The organism is Pseudomonas rhizoryzae, assembly GCF_005250615.1.
Classification (GTDB): Bacteria; Pseudomonadota; Gammaproteobacteria; order Pseudomonadales; family Pseudomonadaceae; genus Chryseomonas; species Chryseomonas rhizoryzae.
In genome coordinates this window covers 156,105-180,533 of record NZ_SULM01000008.1, presented here as the reverse complement: position 1 = coordinate 180,533, position 24,429 = coordinate 156,105, and the positions used below count along the sequence as shown (strand labels likewise).

Annotated in this window: 22 protein-coding genes; 6 read left to right on the top strand and 16 right to left on the bottom strand. The window is 66.3% G+C overall.

The genetic code is table 11. The features are described from left to right. The first annotated feature begins 18 nt into the window (after positions 1–18). A complete protein-coding gene (locus FAZ11_RS14820) occupies positions 19–864 on the top strand; it encodes an NAD-dependent epimerase/dehydratase family protein (RefSeq protein WP_058772126.1) in 846 nt (281 codons plus the stop codon). Between the two features lie 50 nt (positions 865–914). Here the strand turns inward: FAZ11_RS14820 and gltP are convergent, their stop codons facing one another. The 5 genes from gltP to FAZ11_RS14795 form a co-directional block, all read right to left on the bottom strand. Beyond that, positions 915–2,267, bottom strand: coding sequence for a glutamate/aspartate:proton symporter GltP (gene gltP / locus FAZ11_RS14815; RefSeq protein WP_058766594.1), 1,353 nt, complete (start codon positions 2,265–2,267; stop codon positions 915–917). 310 nt (positions 2,268–2,577) lie between these two features. After that, entirely contained in the window at positions 2,578–3,420 is an 843-nt protein-coding gene (locus tag FAZ11_RS14810; protein ID WP_058772125.1) for an aldo/keto reductase, read from the bottom strand. 70 nt (positions 3,421–3,490) lie between these two features. Next, complete coding sequence (locus tag FAZ11_RS14805) at positions 3,491–3,853, bottom strand: hypothetical protein (protein ID WP_237141870.1); 363 nt, start codon at positions 3,851–3,853, stop codon at positions 3,491–3,493. A gap of 143 nt (positions 3,854–3,996) precedes the next feature. Beyond that, positions 3,997–5,196: a formaldehyde dehydrogenase, glutathione-independent gene (gene fdhA / locus FAZ11_RS14800; protein ID WP_058761674.1), complete on the bottom strand. Its 1,200-nt coding sequence runs from the start codon at positions 5,194–5,196 to the stop codon at positions 3,997–3,999. A gap of 147 nt (positions 5,197–5,343) precedes the next feature. Further along, positions 5,344–6,657: an MFS transporter gene (locus tag FAZ11_RS14795; RefSeq protein ID WP_058766592.1), complete on the bottom strand. Its 1,314-nt coding sequence runs from the start codon at positions 6,655–6,657 to the stop codon at positions 5,344–5,346. A 480-nt stretch (positions 6,658–7,137) separates the two neighbouring features. Between FAZ11_RS14795 and FAZ11_RS14790 the strand changes: the two genes are divergently transcribed. Then, a complete protein-coding gene (locus FAZ11_RS14790) occupies positions 7,138–7,539 on the top strand; it encodes an acyl-CoA thioesterase (RefSeq protein WP_058761821.1) in 402 nt (133 codons plus the stop codon). 7 nt (positions 7,540–7,546) lie between these two features. On the opposite strand, the gene FAZ11_RS14785 is transcribed toward FAZ11_RS14790, so the two are convergent. Beyond that, the gene (locus FAZ11_RS14785; RefSeq protein WP_240043614.1) at positions 7,547–8,758 is read right to left on the bottom strand and encodes an aldose 1-epimerase family protein; all 1,212 of its coding nucleotides are present in this window, start codon (positions 8,756–8,758) and stop codon (positions 7,547–7,549) included. Positions 8,759–8,993: 235 nt separating this feature from the next. Here FAZ11_RS14785 and FAZ11_RS14780 point away from each other — a divergent pair, with 235 nt between their 5' ends. Further along, the gene (locus FAZ11_RS14780) at positions 8,994–9,434 is read left to right on the top strand and encodes a hypothetical protein (protein ID WP_058766590.1); all 441 of its coding nucleotides are present in this window, start codon (positions 8,994–8,996) and stop codon (positions 9,432–9,434) included. 102 nt (positions 9,435–9,536) lie between these two features. Here FAZ11_RS14780 and FAZ11_RS14775 read toward each other — a convergent pair whose 3' ends face one another. From FAZ11_RS14775 to FAZ11_RS14735, 9 genes are all read right to left on the bottom strand, one after another. Then, positions 9,537–10,220: a DUF2931 family protein gene (locus FAZ11_RS14775; protein ID WP_058772124.1), complete on the bottom strand. Its 684-nt coding sequence runs from the start codon at positions 10,218–10,220 to the stop codon at positions 9,537–9,539. Continuing rightward, positions 10,217–12,103, bottom strand: a complete 1,887-nt coding sequence (locus FAZ11_RS14770) for a PAAR domain-containing protein (RefSeq protein WP_081319955.1) — start codon at positions 12,101–12,103, stop codon at positions 10,217–10,219. The genes FAZ11_RS14775 and FAZ11_RS14770 overlap by 4 nt, the downstream gene beginning before the upstream one ends. Positions 12,104–12,280: 177 nt before the next feature. Continuing rightward, positions 12,281–13,681, bottom strand: coding sequence for a sugar porter family MFS transporter (locus tag FAZ11_RS14765; protein WP_058766588.1), 1,401 nt, complete (start codon positions 13,679–13,681; stop codon positions 12,281–12,283). Between the two features lie 102 nt (positions 13,682–13,783). Further along, the gene (locus FAZ11_RS14760) at positions 13,784–14,836 is read right to left on the bottom strand and encodes an SMP-30/gluconolactonase/LRE family protein (protein ID WP_058766587.1); all 1,053 of its coding nucleotides are present in this window, start codon (positions 14,834–14,836) and stop codon (positions 13,784–13,786) included. 80 nt (positions 14,837–14,916) lie between these two features. Then, positions 14,917–16,242, bottom strand: a complete 1,326-nt coding sequence (locus tag FAZ11_RS14755; protein WP_058766586.1) for an MFS transporter — start codon at positions 16,240–16,242, stop codon at positions 14,917–14,919. Between the two features lie 304 nt (positions 16,243–16,546). Then, on the bottom strand, positions 16,547–17,695 hold the full coding sequence (gene dgoD / locus FAZ11_RS14750) for a galactonate dehydratase (RefSeq protein WP_058766585.1): 1,149 nt from the start codon (positions 17,693–17,695) through the stop codon (positions 16,547–16,549). Positions 17,696–17,811: 116 nt separating this feature from the next. Beyond that, positions 17,812–18,432 (bottom strand): 2-dehydro-3-deoxy-6-phosphogalactonate aldolase, encoded by a 621-nt coding sequence (locus FAZ11_RS14745; RefSeq protein WP_058766584.1) that lies wholly within the window; start codon positions 18,430–18,432, stop codon positions 17,812–17,814. After that, positions 18,425–19,378 carry a 2-dehydro-3-deoxygalactonokinase gene (locus tag FAZ11_RS14740; RefSeq protein ID WP_058766583.1) on the bottom strand — a complete coding sequence of 318 codons (954 nt, stop codon included), beginning with the start codon at positions 19,376–19,378 and terminating at the stop codon, positions 18,425–18,427. The genes FAZ11_RS14745 and FAZ11_RS14740 overlap by 8 nt, the downstream gene beginning before the upstream one ends. Further along, positions 19,375–20,169, bottom strand: a complete 795-nt coding sequence (locus tag FAZ11_RS14735) for an IclR family transcriptional regulator (protein WP_058766582.1) — start codon at positions 20,167–20,169, stop codon at positions 19,375–19,377. Before FAZ11_RS14735 ends, FAZ11_RS14740 begins: the two co-directional genes overlap by 4 nt. A gap of 159 nt (positions 20,170–20,328) precedes the next feature. Between FAZ11_RS14735 and phoB the strand changes: the two genes are divergently transcribed. Genes phoB through FAZ11_RS14720 form a run of 3 tightly spaced genes read left to right on the top strand, consistent with a single transcriptional unit; the run spans position 20,329 to position 24,147 of the window. Beyond that, complete coding sequence (gene phoB, locus FAZ11_RS14730) at positions 20,329–21,018, top strand: phosphate regulon transcriptional regulator PhoB (RefSeq protein ID WP_058761685.1); 690 nt, start codon at positions 20,329–20,331, stop codon at positions 21,016–21,018. A gap of 20 nt (positions 21,019–21,038) precedes the next feature. After that, positions 21,039–22,352, top strand: a complete 1,314-nt coding sequence (phoR, locus tag FAZ11_RS14725) for a phosphate regulon sensor histidine kinase PhoR (RefSeq protein ID WP_058761686.1) — start codon at positions 21,039–21,041, stop codon at positions 22,350–22,352. A gap of 55 nt (positions 22,353–22,407) precedes the next feature. Then, positions 22,408–24,147 carry a sensor histidine kinase gene (locus FAZ11_RS14720; protein ID WP_058772123.1) on the top strand — a complete coding sequence of 580 codons (1,740 nt, stop codon included), beginning with the start codon at positions 22,408–22,410 and terminating at the stop codon, positions 24,145–24,147. Here the strand turns inward: FAZ11_RS14720 and FAZ11_RS14715 are convergent. Beyond that, a complete protein-coding gene (locus FAZ11_RS14715) occupies positions 24,144–24,365 on the bottom strand; it encodes a hypothetical protein (RefSeq protein ID WP_058761688.1) in 222 nt (73 codons plus the stop codon). The genes FAZ11_RS14720 and FAZ11_RS14715 overlap by 4 nt on opposite strands. Positions 24,366–24,429 lie beyond the last annotated feature (64 nt).

Below are 24,429 nucleotides of genomic sequence, written 5' to 3'. Positions count from 1 at the left end.
CTAGAGAAGGAAACACCGATGAGCACCATCCTGATCGCCGGTTGTGGCGATGTCGGCAGCCGCCTCGGCCTGCAACTGGTCGCCCAGGGTCACCGCGTCTTTGGCCTGAGGCGCAATGCCGCCGCCCTGCCCGCCGAATTGCTAGCTGTCGCGGGCGACCTGGCCGATCCCGAGCCGCCAGCGGCCTGGCCGCGTGAGCCTATCGATCAGGTGGTCTACGCCACCGCCGCGACCGACCATGACGAAGCCGGCTATCGCGCCGCCTACGTCGAGGGTCTGCGCCATCTGCTGGGCTGGCTGGCCGCCTGCGACCAACGTCCGCAGCGCCTGCTGTTCGTCTCCAGCAGCGGTGTCTATGCCCAGCAGGACGGCGCCTGGATCGATGAAACCGCAGCGGCCGAACCCACGCGCTTCTCCGGCCGCATCCTGCGCGAGGCGGAAGAGCTGGCGCTCGGCAGCGGGATTCCCGCCAGCGTGGTGCGGCTGACCGGCATCTATGGTCCCGGGCGCGAGGCGCTGCTGCGCCAGGTCCGCGCAGGCGCCCGGGTGACTCGCCAGCCGCCGCTCTATGGCAATCGCATCCACGTCGAGGACGCCGCCGGCCTGCTGGCGCTGCTGCTGCAGCGGGATCGCGAAGGGGTCGCCCTGGAGGCTCTCTATCTGGGCGTGGACGACGATCCGGCCCCGCTGGACGAGGTGGTCGACTGGCTGCGTGCCCGCCTCGGCATCGACTTCTGGTCCGAGGACGCCGAGTTGCGCCGGGCCGGCAGCAAGAGATGCAGCAACGCCCGCGCCCGGGCCCTGGGCTGGGTGCCCCGCTACCCCAGCTATCGCGAGGGCTACGCGGCGATTCTCGCGGGCTGAAACGACAGAGCCCGGCACGGGGCCGGGCTCTGGATTCGACTCGCAGCTACCTAGTCACGCAAGGCTTCGCCGCGGGTGGCCTGGGGACGCTCCTCGACCTTGGCGCCACCGCTCTTGAGGTGCGGCAGGGCCGCCCAGTAGGCAGCGCCCTTGTCGGCGTCGTACAGGCCTTCCCACTTGGCGATGACCAGCGCGGCCAGGGCGTTGCCGATCACGTTGAGGGCGGTGCGCGCCATGTCCATGATGCGGTCCACCCCGGCGATGAAGGCCAGGCCTTCCAGCGGGATGCCGACGCTGCCCAGGGTGGCCAGCAGCACCACGAAGGAGACGCCCGGCACGCCGGCGATGCCCTTGGAGGTGACCATCAGGGTCAGCACCAGCAGCAGTTGCTGACTCAGCGACAGGTCGATGCCATAGAGCTGGGCGATGAACAGCGCTGCGATGCTCTGGTAGAGGGTGGAGCCGTCCAGGTTGAAGGAGTAGCCGGTGGGCACCACGAAGCTGGTGATGGACTTGGGTGCGCCGTAGGCCTCCATCTTCTCGATGATGCGCGGCAGCACGGTTTCCGAGCTGGCGGTGGAATAGGCCAGGATCAGCTCGTCCTTGAGGATGCGGATGATGCGGAAGATCGAGAAGCCGAACAGCTTGGCCACCAGCCCCAGCACGCCGAGGGCGAAGAAGCCGATGGCGACGTAGACCAGCACCACCAGCTTGGCCAACGGCAGCAGGGAGGCGAAGCCGAAGTTGGCCACGGTCACCGCGATCAGCGCGAAGACGCCGATGGGGGCGTAGTTCATGATCATGTGGGTGACCTTGAACATGGCCTCGGAGATGCCCTGGAACACGCGCACCACCGGCTCGCGGGTGGCTTCCGGCAGGGCGCCGAGGCCCAGGCCGAACATCACGGCGAAGAAGATGATCGGCAGCATCTCGCCGCGGGCGACGGCGGCGAAGACATTGGAGGGGATCAGGTTGAGGATGGTCGCGATGAAGGCGTGGTCATGCTGCACTTCCGCGGTGGTCTTCTGGTACTGGGAGATGTCGGTGGTGCCCAGGGTGCTCATGTCGATACCGGCACCGGGCTGCACGCTGTCGGCGAAGAACAGGCCGACGACGATGGCCAGGGTGGTGACGATCTCGAAATAGAGGATGGTCTTCAGGCCGATGCGACCCAGCTTCTTGGAGTCGCCGACACCGGCGATGCCGACCACCAGGGTGGCGATGACGATGGGCACCACGATCATCTTGATCAGCCGGATGAAGATGTCACCGGCGGGCTTGAGGACGTTCGAGATCCACCAGGCCTTCTCGGCACTGAAGTGGTTGAGCAGTGCGCCGACGGCGATCCCCAGCACGAGGCCGATGAGGATCTGCCAGGCGAGGCTGAGCTTGGGCTTGGTCATGTACCGACACCTTTGTTCTAGTTGCTTGAGTTCGGGACGAACGTCACCGTGCCGGCTCGTGATGCGCAACGCGCATGCGATGCCAGCGGGAGGTCTTCGTTCAGGCTGCGGAAACGGCGCTCAAAAAGGACGGGGAGCGCCAAAGCGCTACACCTTTTGCCAGAGCGTTACCGGACGTGTCTAATGCCGCTGTCGCCTGCCCTATGCCGATCCGGCATGGGGCGCCCCGCAAGGGCCGCGCAGCATACAGGCTCTGGCGCCTTGCGCGCCAGGCATACAGAGGCGCCGCTCATCGCGGCGCCGCGTGGAATCAGCCGTTGAAGGTGGCCGGATCCGGGCCTAGACGCTTGTCCTCGTTGAGCCCGGCGATCTGCCGCAGATCGTCATCGTCCAGGGCGAAGTCGAAGATCTGCATGTTCTCTTCGATGCGCTTGGGCGTCTTGGATTTGGGGAAGATGATGTTGCCGAGCTGGATATGCCAGCGCAGCACCACCTGGGCCGGCGTCTTGCCGTGCTTGGCCGCCAATTGCTGCAGTACCGGGCTACCCAACAATTCGCCGCCCTGGGCCAGCGGACTCCAGGCCTCGGTGGCGATGCCCTTGTAGGTATTGAACTCGCGTAGTTCCTGCTGCTGCAACAGCGGATGGCACTCGATCTGGTTGACCACCGGCACCACGCCGGTCTCGGTGAGCAGGGTCTCGATGTCATCCTGGCGGAAGTTGGACACGCCGATGGACTTCACCCGGCCCTGGTCGCGCAACTCGATCAGGGCTTTCCAGCTGTCGAGGAACAGGCCCTTTTCCGGCAACGGCCAGTGGATCAGGTAGAGATCGACATACTCCAGGCCCAGCTTGGCCAGGCTGGCGTCGAAGGCGCGCAAGGCGCTGTCGTAGCCTTGGTCGGCATTCCACAGCTTGGTGGTAATGAACAGCTCGTCACGCGGCAGCCCGGCCTGGGCGATGGCCTGGGCGATGGCCTGGCCGACGCCCTCTTCGTTGCCGTAGATGGCGGCGGTATCGATGTGGCGATAGCCCAGATCGAGGGCGGTCTTGACCACCTGGGCAGTCTCTTCGGCGGGGGTCTGCCAGACGCCCAGGCCAAATTGCGGAATGTGGTGACCGTCGTTGAGCTGAAGACGGGTGATCGCGGACATGCGTCGCTCCTCTGGAATGTATGGACGTCAGAGGTGTGACTGATGGAGATGGCCTTTTGCTCCCGAGTCGCTAGTCCAGCCGCATGGCTTCGGGCACCCGATAGCTTTCCACCCAGCCCAGTACGGTACGACCATCCTGCTGGAACTCCACGCGCTTCCAACGCTGGAAGGAACGGGTCTCGATCACCCGTATCTGAGTATCGCCGTCCAGACGCACCAGGGTGTTGCGCGCCCGTTCGCGATTGCGGTCGTAGACGAAGGGCCACTTGAGCACATCGACCGGCCCGCGCAGCAACCAGCCCTGCCCTTCTTCGGCGAAGCGAAAGGAGACGCCCCCCTCGGCGCGGACGACGTTACTGCCGAGCAGCAACAGCAGTGCCATGAGCAACGATGGGACGATGCGAGAGAGGGTGGAAAGGACATTCGGAGTCATGCAGGCCTCGTTCGTGGCACCGGGAAAAGCAGCGCCCGGACGGACGCTGCGGAGGTAGACCCTGCGGTGCGCGAAACGACTGCATGGCTCGCCCGAGAAATGCCAAATAGCCAGCATTCCGGGCGAAACAATTAGCGCAGTGCTTAAGCGGCGCTGAACAGCCGGTGCGGATCGATGACGAATTTCTTCGGTACGCCCGCATCGAACTCGCCGTAACCGCGCGGGGCGTCGTCCAGGCTGATCACCTGTACACCGACCACGTCGGCGATCTTGATGCGATCCCACATGATCGCCTGCATCAGCTGGCGGTTGTACTTCATCACCGGGGTCTGGCCGGTGTGGAAGCTGTGGGACTTGGCCCAGCCCAGGCCGAAGCGGATGCTCAGGGCGCCCTGCTTGGCGGCGGCGTCCACGGCACCCGGATCATCGGTGACGTACAGACCGGGGATACCGATCTTGCCAGCCACCCGCACGATGCCCATCAGCGAGTTCAGCACGGTGGCCGGCGCCTCGCTCTTGGCCCCTTCGTGACCATGACCACGGGCCTCGAAGCCGACGGCATCGACCGCGCAATCCACTTCCGGCGTGCCCAGCAGGGCAGCGATCTGCTCGTGCAGCGGGGTGTCCTGGGACAGGTCGGCGATCTCGAAGCCCTGGGCCTTGGCATGGGCCAGGCGCACCGGATTGACGTCACCGACGATGACCACGGCAGCCCCCAGCAAGCGGGCGGAAGCGGCAGCGGCCAGGCCGACGGGGCCGGCACCGGCGACGTAGACGCTGGTGCCCGGGCCGACGCCGGCGGTGACGGCGCCGTGGTAGCCGGTGGGCAGGATGTCGGACAGGCAGGTCAGGTCACGGATCTTCTCCATGGCCGCGTCGCGGTTCGGCAGCTTGAGCAGGTTGAAGTCGGCATAGGGGACCAGTACGTATTCGGCCTGGCCACCGACCCAACCGCCCATGTCGACGTAGCCGTAGGCACCGCCGGCACGCGAAGGGTTCACGGTCAGGCAGACGCCGGTGTCCTGCTCTTTACAGGTGCGGCAGCGACCGCAGGCGACGTTGAAGGGTACCGAGACCAGATCGCCGACCTTGAGGGTTTCGACGTCGCGACCCGCTTCGATCACCTCGCCGGTGATCTCGTGGCCGAGTACCAGGCCTTCGGGAGCCGTGGTCCGGCCGCGCACCATGTGCTGGTCGGAGCCGCAGATGTTGGTGGAGACCACGCGCAGGATGACGCCGTGGTCGATACGCTTGCCTTGCGGGGTTTCCATCTTCGGATAGGGGATGGTCTGCACCTCCACCTTGCCCGCACCCAGATAGACGACGCCACGATTGCCGGACATGTTGCACCTCGCTGTTATTGTTGGAATAGCCGTTCGAGACTAGTCCTCGTGAGGCGAGACGTCTGTGGGGATGGCGTTTTTGGCGAAGCCGATGTCGCCTTGGTAGAGCATGCCACGCCGCCAGGGTCGGCGGCGTGGCAACGGCGATCAGGCGGTCGCCAGGGCGGCGGCGCGGCGCTCGCGGCCGAGCAGGTAGAAGCCGATCCCCACGCCCAGCAGGGCCAGCCCCGTGACGTACCAGGCCGGCCCCAGCGGATGCTGCTTGAGCATCAGGGTGACGACCATGGGCGTCAGACCGCCGAAGATGGCGTAGGCGACGTTGTAGGAGAACGACAGCCCCGAGAAGCGCACCTTGGGCGGGAAGGCCAGCACCATCACCCGCGGCACGCCGCCGATGACCCCGACCGCGCCGCCGGCCAGGGCATAGAGCGGGAACAGCCACTCCGGATGGGTCTTCAGGCCCGCGTACAGGGCCCAACTGGCCACCGCCAGGATCAGGCCACCGACGATGAACACCGGACCGCTGCCGAAACGGTCGGACAGCGCCCCGGAGAGGATGCAACCGAGGGTCAGGAAGACGATGGCCAGGCTGTTGGCCTTGAGCGCCAGGGCTGCCGAGAAGCCGTACTGGGTCTGCAGCAGGGTCGGGGTCATGAGGATGACCACGACGATGCCAGCGGTGAGCATCCAGGTCAGCAGCATGGACAGCACCACGCTGCCGGGATGGTCGCGCAGCACGGCCTTGAGCGGTACCTCTTCGGCCAGCGACTTGTGGATCGCCAGTTCGGCGAACACCGGCGTCTCGTGCAGCCAGCGCCGCAGGTAGACCGAGAACAGGCCGAAGACGCCGCCGATCAGGAAGGGGAAGCGCCAGGCGTAGTCGGCCACTTCCAGCGGGGTGAAGAGGGTGTTGATCAGGGTCGCCATCAGCGAGCCGAGCAGGATGCCGAAGGTCAGCCCCGCGGTGAGGGTGCCGCAGGCATAGCCGACGTGCTTGCCGGGGACGTGCTCGGAGACGAACACCCAGGCCCCGGGTACCTCGCCGCCGATGGCCGCGCCCTGGATGATGCGCAGCACCAGCAGCAGGATGGGGGCGGCCACGCCGATCTGGGCGTAGGTGGGCATCAGGCCCATGCCCAGGGTCGGCAGCGCCATCATGAAGATACTCAGGGTGAACATCTTCTTGCGGCCGAGCAGGTCGCCGAAGTGCGCCATGACGATGCCGCCCAGGGGCCGCGCCAGGTAGCCGGCGGCGAAGATGCCGAAGGTCTGCATCTGCCGCAGCCACTCGGGCATGTCGGTGGGAAAGAACAGCTTTCCCACCACCGCGGCGAAGAAGACGAAGATGACGAAGTCGTAGAATTCCAGCGCACCGCCCAGGGCGGACAGCGAGAGGGTCTTGTAGTCGCTACGGCCCAGGGGGCGCGACGTGAGGGGCGCGGAGGCGGATTGCAGTTTCATCGGAGATCCCGGATAGAAAGAGAAGCGCAAAGGGAATTCGGCCTCTGGCATCCCTCCGGGTGTAGCGGACAAGACGCGGCCCCGAGTGACCTTCCGCTTGGGGCGGAAAGGTGAGGATCGGGCGGGTCGCTGGATAGGCGCCGGACCTGCGCTGCGCCGCACGCACTCTTGTGGAGCTATGTGGCAGCAGGTCGACCGATCGTTACCGGATCACCGGACGTGCGCGACCCTCTGGATTGCCTGGCCGGACACGGGCTCCACGATAGCAAATCCGTAAGGAAATTCCGCTATTCATTAAGTGCACGTTCAGCTGTTATCGATCAATTTCCCTATTTTTCTGGCTGCGAAAGCGGTCGAGTGGCTCTGCCGCTGACGTTATACTTTAGCCTCCTAACGATCCCGCCCCAGGGATTGGCAGCATTCTTGCGTCTGAATGCTGAACGTTACCTACCTATCCGGGCTCCCGAGGGCCCTGTCATGATCGAAGAGCTCGAACAAGAAGATCCCATCCCCCAGGGCGACCTGGCCATGCAGATCACCGCCCTGCCCCGGGAAACCAATGGTTTCGGCGATATCTACGGTGGCTGGCTGGTGGCCCAGATGGACCTCGCCGGCAGCGCCATGGCCAGTCGCCTGGCCGCCGGACGCGTTGCCACCGTGGCCATCGACCGCATGGCCTTCATGACCCCGGTGCCCGTGGGCGCACAGCTCTCCTTCTACACCAACACCCTGGAGATCGGCCGCAGCTCCATCCAGATCCTCATCGAGGTCTGGAGTGACGATCCGTTGTCCAGCGAGTGGCGCAAGGTGACCGAAGCGGTGTTCGTCTTCGTCGCCATCGACGGTAGCGGGCGCACCCGTCCGGTACCGGCGCGGCGCTAGGCGCACGCTAAGGACCTACGGACACCAGCGGCGTCTCCCTGACCTTCGTCGGCCGCCCGTGCTGGATGGCATCGACCTGGCTCAGCGCCTGCTGGACGGCCGCCGCGGTGGGCAACAGGCGGTATTCGAGGGTGAAGTCGCGGCTGCCACCGGCCTCGATACGGGGCACCAGGCCCAGGGCGCGCTGCTGGCTGCGGGGGTAGGAAAAGCTGGTGCCCGGCGCCAGGCCGGTGACGTAGCCCTGGGCCTTGCCGTCGGTATTCTTCCACAGGGTGAAGACCGGCAATTCGTGCACATTGAACGCCAGCGCCACGCCCTGGTGGGCACTGCGGTCATGCAGCACCGCCAGGCTGTGTCCTTGATCGTCGCTCCAGGGATAGAAGTTGTAGAGCGTCTCGCCATAGCCTGGCGTCGGCGCGCGATAGCCCTGCCATTCAGCCAGTTCGCCACGCGCCCGTGCGTCGAAGGGTGACACCTCGCGCACCGGGGCGGCGAAGCGTGCGCCCTCGCCGAGCAGTGGCGGCCCGAAGTTGCTGAGATAGAGCACCTGGTACTCGGCGGCGTGGTCGCCCTGGTTGGTCAGGCGGTCGTGCAGGGTGAAGCTGGTGGCCCCGGCATGGGTGACCAGTTCGGTGTCGATGCGGAAGTCGGCCTGCTTGAAGGCCTCTTCGTACAAGACGCCCTTGAGGCCGATGCGATGGGGCGGTTGCTCATCGATGGTGAGCACCACCTGGCTCGCCGGTAGGTAGCTGGCACGCCCCTGCAGGGTGAGCGGTTGGCCGCGGTCCAGGCCTGGCTGGCCGACCCACTCGAAACCGGCGCGGGCCACCCATTCGTTGAAGCCTTCCAGCCAGCCCCGGCCGCCACGGCTCTCCAGATTGACGAAGGCCGGGTTGACCACCTCGCGCACCGGCGAATCCCAACCTAGCCGCAGGGTCCCGGCCTGGGCGCGCAGGACATTCATGCCCCGGGTAGCGACCACGGTGATCTGCAAGGCCCCGGTGTCGATCTCGATCAGCACCGAGCCCTCCTGGCGTCCGCCGCTCAGGCGGTGCATCCCGACGGTGAAGGCCAGGCCGTCGCGAATACCCAGCCGATCGCTGCTGATGCTCCAGTTCTGTACCGGCTTGTCCGGGGCGATGAGGGTGTATTCCCAGGCCGAAGCCGTGGCGCTGACGAGGAACAGGAGACAGCCAGACAGCAGACGGGCATGGCGGATCATGGAGTCCCCTTGGCGCATCGGTCACCCTGAGTCTAGACCACTGCAACCGGGGTTGCAGCCCTTCGCCCAAGCGCCATGAATCGTGGATGACATGTCTTTCGCGTATAGGTTTCTTCAGCGAAATCAAAGGAATGAGTAAAGGCAACCTTTACCATTCAAACGACTGTTTGGTACTTGCCAGGGCAGCCGTTTTTGCCGAGGATCGGCTCGTCTCTACCACGGAGTGGACTCCATGAAACCTTCAGCCCTGTTCTTGTTGCTAGCCCTGGCGGGCATTGCCCCGGCTTACGCGGGCAATACCGAAGCCGGACTCGGTGGCGCCGTGGGCGGCGTGCTCGGTACGCTGGTCGGCCAACAGGTCGGCGGCAGCACCGGCGCGGCCATCGGTGCCGGCGTGGGGGGTGCAGCAGGTGGTGTACTGGGCGCTGACCGCCGCAATCGGACCGAGGCCGCCATCGGCGGTGGCCTGGGTGCGGCGGGCGGCAACGTGATCGGCAATAGAGTCGGTGGCAGCACCGGCGGCCTGGTGGGCGCGGCCCTGGGTGGCGGCGCCGGCAGCGCCCTGGGCAACAACCTGGGCGACAACGGTCGCGATGATCGCCGCTATCGTGGCGACCATCCCGGCAAGGGTTGGAAGCACGCCAAACACAGACACAAACATTGGGATCGTTGATGAAAACGCCCGGCATTGCCGGGCGTTTTCGTTTCTGAAAAGCGCCCTACACCAAGCCGTTGCCCTGCCTGGACAACAAGATTGCGCACGAATACTCGCGCCTCAAGGACCTACCATGGTGTAAGGGATCGGTGCCCACCAGCTACCGTAGGGCACGCCGTATTTGTCGACATAGGCCTTCACCACCGGTGACAGCGGGCGGTACTTGCCATTGGATTTGCCACCGTAAGGCCCCTTGGGCTCGACCTCGGCTTGGAGGGTCAGGACTTCGATAGGGTCTAGACATGGCCCTTTTATCCATACCTTGACGACGCCGCCGGGTGCCAGACCGATGGTGAGAGATTCGCGGTAATCGAATGCACGACCGCTAGGGCAGTTGGCCGATAGTCGTTCGACCATCTTGCGCCGCGCCCAGTCAGGAATGGTGAAGAGCGCATGATAAGTCTGGGGTTCGACCATAGACTGCCAGCGCAGTGAGACTACATAGGGCAGGTCGAGACCGGTCAGATAGCGGCCTTTGCCCGAGCCTATTCTTTTAGGCCAACCTTTGGCCGTAGCTGAAAGACTCTCTGGCTGGCCCATGGCGACTACCCCACCCATGGCATTGGGAAAAATTTGGCCACTGTTGTCACCGATGTTGACCTGTTCCAACCAGACCTCCATATAGTTGGGCGCCAGAAAGCCCAAATACCAGGCGTCATAGGGTAGCTTGGGCTTGGTGATGGCGCTGGACTGACAGCCCACCAGACCAAGCGTCAGAGCGAGCAACAGTAGCCAGCGACTCATCGCGAATACCCCGCTTGCGGGCGATTGGGATAGATGTTGCGGCGACCATCGAGCATGGGACCGTCGACGAAGACCGCCGCTACATTACCCAGACCGCTGCCGATCCGCGCATTCCAGTGCGCCGAGCGGTGTACGTAACGGCTTAATAGCAGGCGCGCTTCGGCGTGATCGACCTGCAGTGGCGCCCCTTGGGCGCGCGCCTGGAGCTTGGCGGCTATCGGTCGCAACTCATCGGGCAGGCGCAGTTCTGGATCCTCGTCATCGATCAGCGTGAGGGGAACGCCTTGGGCGCTGGCCAGGCGATGCATGACTCGCAGGTACACCAGAGACAATTCCCCGCGCACTTTACGCTCCAGGCGTATCGCGGCGAAGACGTCGATTTCCGCCAGGTCGCCACGAGTACGGGGCAGTTCGACGCGCCAGGTATCGATACTCAAGCGGGTATTGCTGGGATCGAACCAGGGCTCCCGTTGGAGCTGCGCCAGATCCGACTCGGCGTGGCGATAGCTCCAAGCATCATGACTATCAGTACCAAGGCGCTCACGCGAGACTTGCGGTCGGGTCAGCAATAGGCGCTCTTGCATGGCGGGCGGATAGCCTCCACCCAGGTCGGCATGGACACCGGGCAGGGTGATCTCCTCATGCTCGGGCGCCACGCTGATCAGGGCGAAATTGCGGCGGTATTCGTAGCCGGCGGCCAGTTGCACCACCTTGCGCGCGCAGCCTGCCGGCAGATAGAGGTTGAGTCCGGGGTTGTCGGCATTGGCCGGACTGAAGTCGCCCCGTAGGGGATTGGCCACTGCCGCCACGGTATCGAACAGCCCGATGAAATTGAGCGTGACCTTGGCGCGCCACCAGGCGAAGCAGGGTGCCAGGCCCGTCGCCGCGATACCGCCATCGGCCTTAAGCGCCTCATTGGCGAAGTGCCGCGCGGCCGCGGCACCCCGGCTAAAGCCGAAGAGATCGAACTCGACGGCGTCGACAATGACGTCCGGATTGCTTGAACGAAATTCGTCATACCGTTTGGAGAGGGCGGCTGGAAACGTCTGAACGCAGGCTAGAACGCCACTGGAACCTAACCCAGTTCCCATAGACAGGAGGCTATCCGGCTGGCCAGCACGAGTACCGATGCCCTCGATATAGACGGGAATGACCGCTGTCCTTTCGTCCTGCTCGATAGCCCGCTGAGTATCGTCTCGATAGAGCCGATACAACCGCGCAATGTTTGTCTCCGCATTGGCATAGCTGCTCTCGGTGTTCAACATGAACTTGTCGCAGTGCCGGGCGATGCTTTCTGCCTGATCTTCGCGAAAGCCCTGCTCTTCCGCCCGGCAGGCGGCGCCGGTGGCGGCATTGAAGAGGTTGTTGCCAGTGCCGTCGAAGAACACGCCGATGCGCAGGGTGATGCGCTGTTCCACTGGGCGTTCGGACTCGCCACTCGGCCCACTCTGCTCTGCCGAAGCCCTGACCGGACGACTGGACCCGCCACCCGGTCCCGGACGCTCCCGACCGCGCAAGCCAAGGGGCGCCGCCTGCCCCGGCGCCTGATGGGCAGTCGCTCCGCTAGAGGCGCAGGCGTCGGCCGCCACGTGACCAGTAGCCGCCCCGCCACCCGAAGTACCTATGATGACGGTCCCCGAGCCGCCGATCACCACGCCACCATGACTGGTCACGCTGCCGAGCACGGCCACGGGCTGGCCGTTGATGAAGACGTTGGGGATGACCGCGCCACTGATCGCCGCACCACAGCCACAGGCGTGCCCCAGGGTAGCGGCCGGCAGGCCATCGAAGAAGACGTTTGAGGAGCCCTGGACCAGGGCGGTGGTACCGCATTTGGGGCAGGCGACGGCGTCGCCTAGGCGTGCAGCAGGTTTTCCCGACATGACCGATCTCCCTATCGGCGATTGCAGGTGCTGGACGATGCCGAAGGAAAGGCTCTAGAACAAAGCTTTCAGCTAGATTTGCGCCCATCGTCACAAAAGAAGACCCTACCGCAGACGCATCGCCACCCCACATGAAAACGCCCGGCATTGCCGGGCGTTTTCGTTTCCGCTCGAGCCCTACTGACCGAGGTCGCGCAGGCGCTTGCCCTGCATCAGGTTACGCTCGATGCGCTCCAGGGTGACGCCCTTGGTTTCCGGCACCAGCAGGAACACCAGGAAGATGAACACCACGTTCAATCCGGCATAGATCCAGAAGGTGGTGCCCTGGCCCAGGGTGCCCAGCATGGTCAGGAAGGTGGCGCCGACGATCATGTTGGCGATCCAGTTGGTGAAGGTGGAGCAGCCGATGCCGAAGTCGCGCCCCTTGAGCGGCTGGACTTCCGAGCAGAGGGTCCAGATCAGCGGACCGGCCGACATGGCGAAGCCGACGATGAAGATCAGCAGCATGACCACGGTGAAGGTCTGCTGGCCGTGGCTCAGGTTGCCCATGCCGAGCATGGTGCCGACCACGCCCAGGCCCACGGCCATGACCACGAAACCGGTGTAGAGGATGGGTTTGCGGCCCCACTTGTCGACCAGGAAGATGGCGATGAAGGTGGCCAGCACGTTGGTCAGGCCGACGGCGGCGGTGAACCACATCTGGGCGGCGGTATCGTAGCCCATGCCTTCGAAGATGCGCGGCGCGTAGTACATCACCACGTTCATGCCGGTGAATTGCTGCACCACCTGCAAGAGCACGCCCAGCCCCACCGAGCGGCGGAAATTAGGGTTTTCCTTGAACAGCGACCAGCCCTTCTGCGGCACCTTGAGCTGCTCTTCGATCTCCTGGACCTCTTGCTGGATGACCTTTTCGTCACCGCGCAGCCGGTGCAGCACCTTGATGGCCTCCTCCTTGCGGCCGGCCATGATCAGCCAGCGCGGACTGTCGGGTAGGGCGAAGACGCCGAGCAGGAACAGCACGCCGGGGATGGCGATGATGCCGAGCATCCAGCGCCAGGCCTCGTAATAACTGAAGGCGGTGTTGGACAGGAAGGCGAGCAGGATGCCGGCGGTGATCATCAGCTGGTACAGCGAGATCATCGAGCCGCGGATGTTTTCTGGGGCGACCTCGGCCAGGTACAGCGGCGCGGTGAAGGAGGCGATGCCGATGGCCAGACCCAGCAGGAAGCGGGCGAAGATCAGCATGGTCGGCGAGGTGGCCAGACCGCAGAGTATCGAGCCAACCACGAACAGCACGGCGCCCAGCATCAGCGACTTCTTGCGGCCCAGCTTGGCCGACAGCGAACCCGCGCCCAGGGCACCCAGGGCAGCACCGGCCATCATGCTGGAGACGATCCATTCGATCACCTGGTCGGAGATCTGGAATTCCTTCTGGATGAACTGGGTGGCGCCGGAGATCACGCCGATGTCGAGGCCGAACATCAGACCGGCCAGGGCCGCCATCAGGCAGGCGAAGATGGCTTTTGGCTGAGCCTTTTCGGTGACATGGCCATCGGCCGTCGTAGTGGTACTGCTCATGGGAGACTCCTCTCTCGCCTCGTGGGCGATCTTGTTGTCGCGGTGGTTCCGTTGCCGTTTGTTACAGACCTAGCTAACGATTCTTGGTTCGCGGCAGGCCGCTTACCAGAGCCGTGCGGGTTGGGCATTCACATAGGTGGCATAGAGCGAACCGCCGCCGGTGATGAACAGACGGTTGCGCTTGAGCCCGCCGAATTCGACGTTGGAGACGGTTTCTGGCAGGTGCAGGGTTGCCAGCGGTTGGCCGTTCGGATTGAACACCCGCACGCTGTTCTGCTCGGCGCTGCCGGCCCAGCTGCACCAGAGATTGCCGTCGCTGTCGACGCGAAAACCATCGATCACGCCCTGGTCCTTGGCGTCGATCAGCACCTCGCCGCCACCCAGGGTGCCGTCGTCCTTCACGCTGAACGCCCGGACGTGATTGGGCTTGCCGGGATTGCCGCCACCGGCGGTGTCGCTGATGTAGAGGCGCTTGCCGTCGGGGGCGAAGGCCAGGCCATTGGGCCGGCCGAAGTCGCCCACCGCCACCGTGGCCTTGCCCTGGGGATCGATGCGGTAGACGTTGGTGGGCAGCTCGAAGTCGGCCTTGTGGCCTTCGTAGGCGCCGAGGATGCCGTAGCCCGGATCGGTGAACCAGATGGCGCCATCGGCGGAGACCACCACGTCGTTGGGCGCGTTGAGCGGTTTGCCGTCGAAGCGATCGAGCAGCACGGTGACGCTGCCGTCGTGCTCACGGCGGGTGACGCGGCGGGTGTCGTGCTCGCAGCTGAGCAGCCGGCCCTCGCGGTCACGGGTGTGGCCGTTGGCATTGTGCGACTGGTCGTCGTAGACGCTGACGTGGCCATCGTCGGCGCTCCAGCGCATCACCCGGGCATTGGGGATGTCGCTAAAAAGCAGGCAGCGCCAATCGGCCATCCACACCGGGCCCTCGGTCCACAGGCCGCCCGACCAGAGACGCTCGACGAAGGCATTGCCCAGGCGGCCCTTGAAGGCCGCATCGTGGATCTCCCAAGCGGGATCGGGCATGACGATAGGCGGCTTGCCCTCCCAGTTACGGGTGAGACCGAATTTGTCGTCGGCCAGGGCGCGACTGGCGACCAGACCGGCCGAGGCGGCCAGGGAAACACCGAGGAAGGTGCGACGGGCGAGGGGCATGGGGAGACTCCTTTGTTGTCGTTATGAGCACGGCAAGGCCGGTGGCAGAGCGCCGCAGACGGGCGCTCCTTTAGTCGCCCTTATTCGGGCAGACGTTCCACCTTACCCACCACCAGGCCGTAGCACAGCGCGCCGACCAGGGCGGTCACGCCGATGAAGACGATGGCCGGGGCGAAGCTGCCATCCTTGACCAGGAAACCAATGACGATGGGCACGCAGATGGCCGCCAGGTTGCCGATGAAGTTGAACATCCCGCCGGTGAGGCCGATCAGCCGCTCCGGGGCCATGGCCGAGACCAGCGACCAGGTGATGGACGCCAGGCCGTTGCCGAAGAAGGCCAAGGCCAGGCAGGCGATGATCAGCGCCGGGGAGTCGACGAAATTGGCGCCGACGATGCTGGTGGAGATCAGCAGGCCACCGATGATCGGCAACTTGCGCGCCAGGCCCACGGAGGCGCCGCGGCGGATCAGCCAGTCCGACAGCAGGCCCGAGCAGATCACCCCGAGGAAGGCGGCCAGGAACGGCAGCGAGGCGAGGAAGCCGGCCTTGATGAAGTCCATGCCGCGATATTTCACCAGGTAGGTGGGGAACCAGGTGAGGAAGAACCAGAGGGTGGAGTTGAGGCAGAACTGCCCAAGGTAGATACCCCACAGCTTGCGTTTGTTGAGCACGCTCCAGAGGTCGCGCCACTGGAAGGCGGCGCGACTGCGGTTCTTCTGCTCCAGGTCGACCAGACCACCGCCCTGCTGGATCAACTCGACCTCGGCGGCGTTGGCGCCGCGGAAGTCCTTGGGCTCGCGATAGACCAGGTACCAGATGGCCGCCCAGAGGATGCCGACGCCACCGGTGACGACGAAGACCATGTGCCAGCCAAAGGTCTGCTGCAGGTAGATCAGCACCGGGGTGAGAAACGCCAGGCCGACGAACTGGCCGGAGGTGTAGCAGCCGATGGCGGTGGCCCGCTCGCGCTCGGGGAACCAGGTGGTGACCACCCGGTTGTTGATCGGATAGGCCGGCGCTTCCAGGGCGCCCACGGCCAGGCGCAGGACGATCAGGCCGATGAAGCTGCCGACGAAGCCGAGGCCGATGGTGGCCAGCGACCAGAGCGCGATGGCCACCGGATAGAGGATGCGCGGGGCGACCTTGTCCACCAACCAGCCGCCGGGAATCTGCATGGCGGCGTAGGTCCAGCCGAAGGCCGAGAGGATCAGGCCCATGTGCACCGGCTCGATGCCCAGGTCCTGGGCCAGGTGTGGGGCGGCGATGGAGAGGTTGCTGCGGTCGAGGTAGTTGATCACTACGGTGACGAACAGCAGCACCATGATGAAGAAGCGCGCCCGGCTGGGCTTGGCCAGGGTCGGCGCGGCCTTGGCGGCTGCGGCGGCGGCCTGGGTGGGGATGGGCATGGCTCGGGTCCTGTAGTTGGCGTTGTGGCGAGCGTTGTGGGTGTCTGAGGGTCAGGGTGCTGGGGCGGCCCTCTCCCTAGCCCTCTCCCGGAGGGAGAGGGGATGGTTGGTGCGGGGGTCGGGGGCGTTGCTCCTGCAATAACCCCCGTGCCCAAGTGCTTCTACCCCCTCTCCCCCTGGGAGAGGGTTGGGGTGAGGGATCAGCGGTGCCCGGCTATCGAGCGTGCCGCCTTCCCTCTCCCTAGCCCTCTCCCAAAGGGAGAGGGGATGGTCGGTGCAGAGGTCAAAGTCGATGTTTCCGCCCTCACCACTCGGCGAAACTGCCGTCCTTATGCCGCCACACCGGGTTGCGCCAGCGATGGCCGATGGCCGCGCGCTCCTTGACGAACTCCTCGTTGACCTCGACGCCCAGCCCCGGCCCCTGGGGGATCTTCACGTGGCCGTCGCCGTAGTCGAACACCTCGGGATTCTTGATGTAGTCCAGCAGGTCGTTGCCCTGGTTGTAGTGGATGCCCAGGCTCTGCTCCTGGATGAAGGCGTTGTAGCAGTTGGCATCCAGCTGCAGGTTGACCGCCAAGGCGATGGGGCCGAGCGGGCAATGCAGCGCGATGGCGACGTCGTAGGCCTCGGCCATGTTGGCGATCTTGCGCGTCTCGGTGATGCCGCCGGCGTGGGACGGATCGGGCTGCAGGATGTCGACGTAGCCTTCCTGGAGGATGCGCTTGAAGTCCCAGCGCGAGTACAGCCGCTCGCCCAGGGCGATGGGCGTGTTGCTCATCAGGGCGATTTCCTTCAGTGCTTCATGGTGCTCGCTGAGCACCGGCTCCTCGATGAACATCAGGCGGAATTGCTCCAGCTCCTTGACCAGCACCTTGGCCATGGGCTTGTGCACCCGGCCATGGAAGTCCACGCCGATGCCGAAGTGCGGCCCGCAGGCCTCGCGGATGGCGGCGACGTTGGCGAGCACCTGGTCGACCTTGTCGTAGGTATCGACGAACTGCATCTCTTCGCTGGCGTTCATCTTGATCGCGGTGAAGCCCTTGGCCTGGCGCTCCAGCGCCTGGGCCGCGGTCTCCGCCGGGCGATCACCGCCGATCCAGGAATAGACGCGGATGCTCTCGCGCACCTGGCCGCCGAGCAGTTCATGCACCGGTACGCCCAGGGCCTTGCCCTTGATGTCCCACAGCGCCTGGTCGATACCGGCCAGGGCGCTCATGTGGATGCCGCCGCCGCGATAGAAGCCGCCGCGGTAGAGCACCGTCCAGTGGTCTTCGATGTTGCGCGGGTCCTTGCCGATCAGGTAGTCGGCCAGTTCGTCGACCGCCGCCGCCACGCTGTGGGCACGGCCCTCCAGCACGGGTTCGCCCCAGCCGTGGATGCCCTCATCGGTCTCGATCTTGAGGAAGCACCAGCGCGGCGGGACGACGTAGGTAGTGAGTTTGGTGATCTTCATGGTCAGGAATTCTCGATTTGAATTGTTGGATCGAGGAGATTGGATAAATCGCGGCCATGGGCCGCTCCTACGGAAGCATCGGGTGTCTGTAGGAGCGGTCCATGACCGCGATCAGATCAGGAAAGAGCGCGCCACCCCGCCGCGAACGCCTGGGCATTGGCGCTCACCTGGGCCGCGGTCAGGCCTGGCTTGTACAGTGCCGAGCCGAGGCCGAAGCCATTGGCGCCGGCGGCCACGTAGGGGCCCATGTTGTCCGGGGTGATGCCGCCCACCGGCAACAGCGCCAGTTCCTTGGGGAAGACCGCGCGCCAGGCCTTGACCACCGCCGGGCCGAGTTGCTCGGCGGGAAACAGCTTGAGGCTGTCGGCGCCGGCGTCGAGGGCGGCGAAGCCTTCCGAGGGGGTGGCCACGCCAGGGGCGCTGACCAGGCCAGCGGCCTTGCTGGCGCGGATCACCGCCAGGTTGGCGTTGGGCGAGACGATCAGTCGGCCACCAGCGGCATCCACCTCGGCCACCTGGGCTTCGGTGAGCACGGTGCCAGCGCCGATCAGGCAGTCCTCGCCCAGCTCGGCGGTGAGCCGGCGGATGCTGTCGAAGGGCTGCGGCGAATTGAGCGGGATCTCGATGACGCGAAAGCCGGCCTCGTAGAGGGCGCGACCGACCGGGACGATCTCGTCGGGGGTGACGCCGCGCAGGATGGCGATCAGCGGCAGGTCCTTGAGGTAGGTATCAAGCATGGGAGCCTCCAGAAATGGGCAGCAGGCCGGCGGCCTGGGCCAGGCGCCAGAGCCCGGCGCGGGTGGCCTGCTCCAGCAGGCGAACCTGGTGGATGTCGAATAGCGCCAGGGCGTCGCGGTAGCGCTGGCAGAGCGCCGGGTCGCCGATCAGCACCAGGGGTGGACAGGGAGCGCCCTCGAGCGCGGCGACCTGACTGCGTAGCTCTTCGCCGATCAGCAGGCCGGACAGATAATCCAGGCTATGCGCCGCGCCCAATTCGCCGGCCAGCACCCGGCTGCGGGCGGTGAAGAGGCGGCCGAACAGGCCCTCGGCACCGGCGTCGCGCGCCGTGGTGAGGCCCAGGCGAAAGGCCTCGGCGCTGGCTTCGGGGCCGGCCTCGGTGGCTGGGCGACCCAGGATGGAATGCTCGCGCAGCACGGCGAACAACTCGCCAGTCATATAGGTAGCGAAGTCGGTGAGGCGCCCGTCGCGTACCCGCACCCACTTGCTGTGGGTGCCGGGCAGGACCAGCAGGGCTTCGGCGGCCAGATCCGGCTCCAATTCCAGAGCACCGAACACCTGGGTCTCTTCGCCACGCAGGACATTGGGCAGGTCACCGCGCTGCATCACCCCGGGGACCAGATGGAGATCGCCGCAGCCCGTGTCCAGCCGCAGCAGGCCAGCGGCCAGGCTGTGCACATCCGCCGGGCAGTCGGCATAGGGCACCTCGCGCCAGCCGCCACGGCTGCCGACCATGCCGCAGGCGATGGCCGGCAGGTCTGGATGGGCCTCGCGCCAGTCGCCCACCAGGGTGCGATAGGCCGCGGCGAAGTCGCCATCGGGCACGTGCATGATGCCCCAGGGCCGGCTGCAGGTTTCCAGCACGGCGCCCTGGGCGTCGAACAGCTGGGCCCGCAGGGACGAGGTGCCCCAGTCGAGGCCGATGAGGTGCGGGGTGGCGGTCATGCGGGGCTCCAGCCGAGTTCGCGGGAAATAGCCCGGGCGCAGGCAGTGACCTCGGGCTGCAATTCGTGCAGCCGCGCCTCGGGCATGTAGGGGATGGCACTGGCCACGCTCAGTGCCGCGACGATGGCGCCATCGGCACCACGGATGGGCGCGGCCACGCAGCGGATACCCAGTTCGTTTTCTTCCAGGTCCAGGGCGTAGCCGTCGGTGGCATAGCGGCGCAACCGCGCCCGGTAGTCCGCCCAGGGCAGGAAGTCCTCGCGCAGCCCGGGCTGCCCGGCACGCCGCGCCACGCCTTCGCCGTAGAGGGCTTCCCACTCGCCCTCGGCGAGATCGAGCATCAGCGCCTTGCCGACCCCGGTCAGCGCCAGCGGCATGCGCAGGCCGACGCGGGATCTCATTTCCAGGCCACGACTGCCGGGCAGCTTGTCCAGGTAGAGCACGTCGCCGCCCTCGCGTACGCCGAGGTGCACGGTGTCGCCGCAGCGCTGGGCCAGGCGTTGCAGATGCGGCCGGGCCACACCGGTCAGCGGCAGTTGCTCGCGAGCCTGGTAGCCGAGGGCGATGAGGTGGCTGCCGAGGATCAGTCGCCCGCCATCGCTGCGCAGGTAGCCGGCCTGGGTCAGGGCGGCGACCAGGCGATGGGTGGTGCTGCGGGTGCAGCCGATGGCGGCGCCAACCTGCGCCAGGCTGTCGGCGCCGGCGGCCACGGCGTCGAGTACCGCCAGGCCGCGAAACAGCGCCTGGGCCCCGCTGGGCGCTTCGCCCTTGTTGGAATTGTTGTCGTTCATGGCCTTTACTCTAGGAGCATCGCTGGCAAATCTCAATATGTGACACGTAATCCCATATTGTGGGATTTATAAGAGATATGACAGCCTTGTCACATAGCTGCAATATTGGCGCTATCTAATGCACGGCACATTGCAAGGACTCGAGAGGCAGAGCGCTCCATGACGGGTAAATCCATCCTGATCGTCGACGACGAGGCCCCCATTCGCGAGATGATCGCCGTGGCCTTGGAAATGGCTGGCTATGAATGCCTGGAGGCGGACAACAGCAAGGACGCCCATGCCCTGATCGTCGACCGCAAGCCCGATCTCATCCTGCTCGACTGGATGCTGCCCGGCACCTCCGGCCTGGAGCTGGCGCGCCGCCTCAAGCGCGACGAGCTGACCGACGCCATCCCCATCATCATGCTCACGGCCAAGGGCGACGAGGACAACAAGGTCCAGGGCCTGGAGACCGGTGCCGACGACTACATCACCAAGCCCTTCTCGCCCCGCGAGCTGGTGGCGCGGCTCAAGGCCGTGCTGCGCCGCACCGGGCACCTGGAAAACGATGGCCCGCTGGAGGTCAACGGTCTGGTGCTGGACCCGGTCAGCCATCGCGTGACCATCGACGGCACCCCCGCCGAGATGGGCCCCACCGAATACCGCCTGCTACAGTTCTTCATGACCCACCAGGAGCGTGCCTACACCCGCGGCCAGTTGCTCGATCAGGTCTGGGGCGGCAACGTCTACGTCGAGGAACGCACCGTGGACGTGCACATCCGCCGCCTGCGCAAGGCCCTCGGCGAAACCTACGAGAACCTGGTACAGACGGTGCGCGGCACCGGGTATCGCTTTTCCACCAAACTCTGACCGCGCAGGCCATCGCCGCCGTGAATATCAACTGGCGCTCCCGTCTGGCCACCCAGCTGTCGATCGTGGTCGGCGGCTGTGCCCTGGCCGGCTGGCCGTTCGGCCATGTCGGCCTGGCGGTAGCGCTGGGCCTGGCGGTCTACCTGGCGATCACCCTGAAGCACCTGTTGCGCCTGCATGCCTGGCTGGCCAGCGAGGCCCCTGGCGAGCCGCCGGAAGCCGAGGGCCTGTGGGGTGACGTGCTGGATCGTCTCTACCGCCGCCAGCGCAACGAACAGCGTCAGCGCGAGGAGTTGCTCGCCGTGATCGGCCGCGCCCAGGCCTCCACCGAGGCGCTGCGCGACGCCATCATCCTGGTGGATCGCTACGGCAACCTGGAGTGGTGGAACCGCGCCGCGGAAACCCTGCTCGGCCTGCGCCAGCCCCAGGATCTCGGCCAGCCCATCACCAATCTGGTGCGCCATCCGCGCTTCGCCGACTACTTCGTCAGTGGCGACTACGGCGAGCCGCTGGAACTGGCCTCGCCGCTCAACGACGACCAGTACCTGCACATCCTGGTCACCCGCTTCGGCGAGGGCGATCGGCTGCTGCTGGTGCGCGACGTGACCCGCGTCCATCAGCTCGAGCAAATGCGCAAGGACTTCGTTGCCAACGTCTCCCATGAATTGCGTACCCCGCTGACGGTGATCACCGGCTACCTGGAAACCCTGCTGGACAACGCCGAGCACGCCACTCCGCGCTGGCGGCGGGCGCTGGGGCAGATGCAGCAGCAGGCCGGGCGCATGCAGCACACCATCGACGACTTGCTGCTGCTGGCACGCCTGGAAGCCACCGACTACCCCGCCGACAACCGCCCGGTGGCCCTGGCCCCGCTGCTCGGCTCCATCCTGCAGGACGGCCGCGCCCTGTCCGGCGCGGTCGGCCATCGCCTGAGCCTGGACTGCGAAGCGGACCTGGCGCTGCTGGGCAGCGAGACCGAGTTGCGCAGCTGCTTCTCCAACCTGGTGTTCAATGCGGTCAAGTACAGCCCCGAAGGCGGTGAGGTACGGGTGCGCGCCTGGCAGGATGCCAGCGGCGCCCATGTCGCCGTGCAGGACAACGGCCCCGGTATCGACGCCCGGCACCTGCCGCGGCTCACCGAGCGCTTCTATCGCCTCGATGCCAGCCGCGCCTCCAGCACCGGTGGCACCGGCCTGGGTCTGGCCATCGTCAAGCACGTGCTGATCCGTCACCGCGGCGCGCTGGACATCCACAGCGTGGTCGGCGAGGGCAGTTGCTTCACCTGCCACTTCCAGGCCGAGCAGATCGCCCGGCCGGCCGCCATCTCGGCCTGAGTCCTCTACCAGCGGCCATGCTATCGTCCGGCCACCCCCGCCTCGGTGCCCCTCGATGCCCCCTGCCCTACGCCTGCTGCCGGTCCTGTTGCTCGCCCTGCTCGGCGGCCTGCTGGTCAGCGGCCTGGCCTGGCAGCACGCCGAGCGGGCGACCCTGAACGAGGCCAGCCTGGTCGGCCAGGAGCAACTGCGCCTGCACGCCAGCGGCCTGCAGACCCTGATCGACCGCTTCCGCGCCCTGCCGGCGGTACTGGCCCAGGACCCCGAGCTGATCGCGGCCCTCAGTGCGCCGCCCGATGCGGCCACCACCGAGCGGCTCAATCTCAAGCTGGAACGGCTCAACGCCGCGGCCCAGTCCTCGACCCTGGAGCTGCTGGATCGCACCGGCCTGGCCATCGGCGCCAGCAACTGGCGGCTGCCCACCAGCTACGTCGGCCACAACTACGGCTTCCGGCCCTACTTCCGCGAAACCCTTGCCGGTGGCAGCGGGCGCTTCTACGCCGTGGGCGTCACCACCGGCATTCCCGGCTATTTCCTCTCCCACGCGGTGCTGGACGGCCAGGGGCGCTTTCTCGGCGCGGTGGTGGTAAAGCTGGAATTTCCCGCCATCGAAGCGCGCTGGGGCGAGCACCCCGAGGTGCTGCTGGTGAGCGACGCCCGCGGGGTGGTGTTCGCCGCCAATCGCCCCGACTGGCGCTATCGCCTGTTGCGCGAACTGACCCCGGCCGATCGCGCCGAACTGGCCACCACCCGACAATACGATCGCCGCCCCCTGCAGCCGCTGGTCCACCGCGAACGGCTGGCCCTGGGCGAGCAGCGCCAGGTCGCGTATATCGAAGCGCCGGAAGGCACCGAAGACTATCTCTGGGACAGCCTGCCGCTGCCCAGCGAAGGCTGGACCCTGCACCTGCTCCGGCCGACTCGGGATCTGCAAGGCGGCGGCCTGGGCGCCGCCCTGGCCGCCGGCTGCGCCTGGTTGCTGCTGGTCTGCGCCGCCCTGCTGCTGGTCCAGCGACGCCGGCTGCAGCGCCTGCGCCAGCGCAGCCGCCTGGAGCTGGAACGCCTGGTGGAAGCCCGCACCGCGGAACTCCGCACCGCCCAGGACGGCCTGGTGCAGGCCGCCAAGCTGGCCGCCCTGGGGCAGATGTCGGCCGCCCTGGTGCACGAACTCAATCAGCCACTCACCGCCCAGCGCATGCACCTGGCGAGTCTGCGCCTGTTGCTGGATCACGGCCGACTGGACGAGGCTCGCGCCGCGCTGGAGCGCCTCGATGGCTTGCTCACCCGCATGAGCGGCCTCACCGCCCATCTCAAGACCTATGCGCGCAAGACCCCCGCCGGCCTGCGCGAGCGGGTCGACCTGGCACTGGTGGTGGACCAGGCGCTGGAACTGCTAGACGCGCGCCGCACCGAGGTAGGCGCCGAACTGATCCTGGACCTGCCACGCCCGGCCTGGCTGCTGGGCGATCCGATCCGCCTGGAGCAGGTGCTGGTGAATCTGCTGCGCAACGCCCTGGACGCGGTGGCCGAACGACCGACGCCAAGGGTCACGGTCAGCCTGAGGCACGACGGCGACAGCTGGCAGCTGGAGGTGGCGGACAACGGCGGTGGGATCGCTGAGGAACACCTCGGTCAGGTGTTCGATCCCTTCTTCACCACCAAGCCGGTCGGCGAAGGCCTCGGCCTGGGGCTGGCGGTGTCCTCGGCCATCGTCCAGGCCCAGGGCGGCAGTCTGAGCGCCGCCAATGGCACCGAGGGGGCCGTCTTCAGGCTTCGCTTGCCCGCTGCCACCTAGTGCACGCAGAGCGTCACGAGCAGAGCGAAGCCCCACGCCAGCAGACCGCTCACCAGCAGGGTCGCCCCGTCCCAGGGCCCGTGCAGGGCGTCCAGCAGCGGCAATCCCACACCGCCGATGAGCACCCCGGCCAGGATACCGGCGAGGATCTTGACCAGCGGCCAGTGGCTGTCGACCGGCTCATCGAGGGCCGGGACGCGGGGTTCTTCTTCGGACATGGCAGCGCTCCGCCAGGGGGATACCGACTGGGACCCTAGAGGCGCAACCTGAAGCGGCGATGAA